The following is a 2,765-nucleotide window of genomic DNA, read 5'->3' on the forward strand; positions in this document are numbered from 1 at the left end:
GCCCGCCACCCGCGGGGGCCACAGCACGGTGACGTCGCGGTGGGTTTCCAGGTTCGCCCGGGTGTGCCGGCCGACCGGCCCGACCCGCAGCACGCCGCCGGTGAGCACCGGGCTGACCGTCGTGGTGTGCGCGCGGAAGTGGCCGTCGACGCTGATGACGTAGGCGAATCCGTAGTCGCGCAGAGTATCGGCCAGCTGGGCCAGGTCCACCGTCTTACTCATGCCGTCGAGCATAGTGCGCCACTATGGAGAGCATGGAATTCCGCTACCTCGGCAACTCCGGCCTGCAAATCTCGGAGATCACCTACGGCAACTGGCTCACCCACGGCTCGCAAATCGACAACGACGTCGCCGCCGCCTGCGTACACGCCGCGCTGGATGCCGGCATCACCACCTTCGACACCGCCGACGTCTACGCCAACGGACGCGCCGAGGAGGTGCTCGGCACAGCCCTGAAGGGCCAGCGCCGCGAATCGCTGGAGATTTTCACCAAGGTCTACTGGCCGACCGGGCCCGGCGGCAAGAACGACATGGGCCTGTCCCGAAAGCACATCATGGAAGGCATCGACGGCTCACTGCGCCGGCTGGGCACCGACTACGTCGACCTATATCAAGCCCACCGCTACGACATCTTCACCCCGCTCCAGGAGACCATGCAGGCCTTCGCCGACGTTGTGCGATCCGGCAAGGCGCTCTACATCGGGGTCAGTGAATGGAGTCCCGAGCAGATCCGCGGCGCGCACGAGCTGGCTCGCCAGCTCGGCATCTCGCTGATCTCCAGCCAGCCGCAGTACTCGATGCTGTGGCGGGTGATCGAACCCGAGGTGATCCCGGTCTGCCGGGAACTGGGCCTGAGTCAGATCGTCTGGTCGCCGATGGCGCAGGGCGCGCTGTCGGGCAAGTACCTTCCCGGCCAGCCGCCACCGGCCGGGTCGCGGGCCACCGACGAGAAAGGCGGCGCGAACTTCATCAAGCGATTCCTGGCCGACGACGTGCTGACCCGGATACAGCAGCTGCGCCCGATCGCCGCGGAGCTGCAGCTCTCGATGGCCCAGCTGGCCATCGCGTGGGTGCTGCAGCACGACAACGTCGCCGCTGCGCTGATCGGCGCGTCGCGCCCGGAGCAGGTGACCGAGAACGTCAAGGCGTCCGGGGTGCGGATTTCCTACGAGGTGCTGGCCCGCATCGATCAGGTGCTCGGCGACGCGGTGACCCGCGACGCGGCGAAGGTGGCGCAGTCCACTCCGGCGCAGCGGATGATCTGATCATTTTCGGCAGAGGATCTCGCCGTGCAGCAGCGAGATCCAGCCGTCAGGGTCGTCGGCCCAGCCCCACCACGCCTGCGAGATCGCCTGCAGCTTGGCCTGACCGGCGACCCCGGTTTGTATTAGCTGCCGCGCCAGGTCGGACTGCAGGATCCGGTCGGCCCACATGCCGCCCCAGTAGGCACGGTCTTGCGGGGTCGCAAAGCACCAGGTGCTCGTCGTGGCCGTGACATCGGTGAATCCGGTCGCATGCGCCCACGCCAGCAGGTGCCGCGCAGTGTCGGGTTCACCGCCGTTGGCCCGTACGGCGTCGCAGTAGAGCCGCAGCCAGTCGTCCAGCTCGGCACAGGCCGGGTACCAGATGAACGCGCCGTAGTCGCTGTCACGGGCCGCCACGACCCCGCCGGGTTTGCACACCCGGCGCATTTCGGCCAGCGCTCGCACCGGATCGGCCAGGTGCTGCAGCACCTGATGGGCGTGCACCACATCAAAGGTGTTGTCGGCGAACTGCAGTGCGTGCACGTCGGCGACGGCGAAGTCGATGTTGTCCTGACCGCACTGCTGCGCGTGCCCGCGTGCAAGGTCCAGCGCATCCGGGATGGGTTCGATCGCGGTCACCCGACCCGGCGCGACGAGGCCGGCCAGATCCACCGTGATGGTGCCGGGCCCGCATCCGACATCCAGTAGGTGCAAACCCGGACGCAGCGACGGCAAAAGGTAGGCTGCGGAGTTCTCGGCGGTGCGCCAGCGGTGCGAGCGCAGCACCGACTCATGGTGGCCGTGAGTGTATGTGGGCGGTGTCATAAAAGCAGTCTGGCGCGACGTCGTCGAGATTGCGTCCAGGGTCGTGATCTACCAGGGTTCACAGCCCGGTATGCAATCTCAACGACTAGCGGAAGCGGCTGGCGGTGCAGCCTGGCGGCCGCGGATCAGTTTGCCGGGGCGGGCGTCGGTGGGCGTGCCGTTCTCGGCGATGACCTCACCGGAGACGACGGTCGCCACGTATCCGTCGGCGGCCTGGTCCAGCCGGCGCCCGCCGGCCGGCAGATCACGGGTCACCACCGGCTTGTGCAACCGCATTCCGGCGTGGTCGATCACGTTGAGGTCAGCCTTGTAACCGACGGCGATGCGGCCCCGGTCGGCCAACCCGGCAACCCGGGCCGGCACCGACGTCAACTCCCGGATCGCTTCGGGCACCGAGATCCGCCCGGTTGCCCGGTCGCGGGCCCAATGGGTCAGCAGGTAGGTCGGAAAGCTTGAGTCGCAGATCATTCCGTAGTGCGCGCCGCCATCGCCCAGCCCCAGCACGACGTCGTCGCGGCGCAGCAGCTTGCCGACGGTGTCCAGCGAGTTGTTCTCGAAGTTGGCCAGCGCAACGAGCAGCATCGCGTGGCCGTCGTCGTCGAGCATCCGATCGTAGGCCTCCTCCATCGGGGAGACACCGCGAGCCTTGGCCCGGGCCGCAATGCTGCTCGACGGGTCGGGCTCGTAGTTGGCGTC

At 67.9% G+C, this 2,765-nt stretch carries 3 protein-coding genes and 1 pseudogene; 1 reads left to right on the plus strand and 3 read right to left on the minus strand.

Going from position 1 to position 2,765, the window contains the following annotated elements; translation table 11 throughout:
• A pseudogene (locus AC2VON_RS23750) lies at window positions 1-222 on the minus strand (pyridoxamine 5'-phosphate oxidase family protein); the annotation flags it as partial.
• Between the two features lie 23 nt (window positions 223-245).
• Here AC2VON_RS23750 and AC2VON_RS23755 point away from each other — a divergent pair.
• Entirely contained in the window at window positions 246-1,265 is a 1,020-nt protein-coding gene (locus AC2VON_RS23755; RefSeq protein WP_486955048.1) for an aldo/keto reductase family protein, read from the plus strand.
• On the opposite strand, the gene AC2VON_RS23760 is transcribed toward AC2VON_RS23755, so the two are convergent.
• A complete protein-coding gene (locus AC2VON_RS23760; RefSeq protein WP_486955049.1) occupies window positions 1,266-2,069 on the minus strand; it encodes a class I SAM-dependent methyltransferase in 804 nt (267 codons plus the stop codon).
• A 78-nt stretch (window positions 2,070-2,147) separates the two neighbouring features.
• On the minus strand, window positions 2,148-2,765 hold a 618-nt coding region (locus tag AC2VON_RS23765), incomplete at its 5' end, for an amidohydrolase family protein (RefSeq protein ID WP_486955050.1).

Source organism: Mycobacterium sp. TH-M82 (assembly GCF_057473605.1).

What these genes read in the sequence shown, in the direction of transcription:
- AC2VON_RS23760 (WP_486955049.1), bottom strand. Translation starts at nt 2,069, where the DNA reads ATGACACCGCCCACATACACTCACGGCCACCATGAGTCGGTGCTGCGC.
- AC2VON_RS23755 (WP_486955048.1), top strand. Translation starts at nt 246, where the DNA reads ATGGAGAGCATGGAATTCCGCTACCTCGGCAACTCCGGCCTGCAAATC.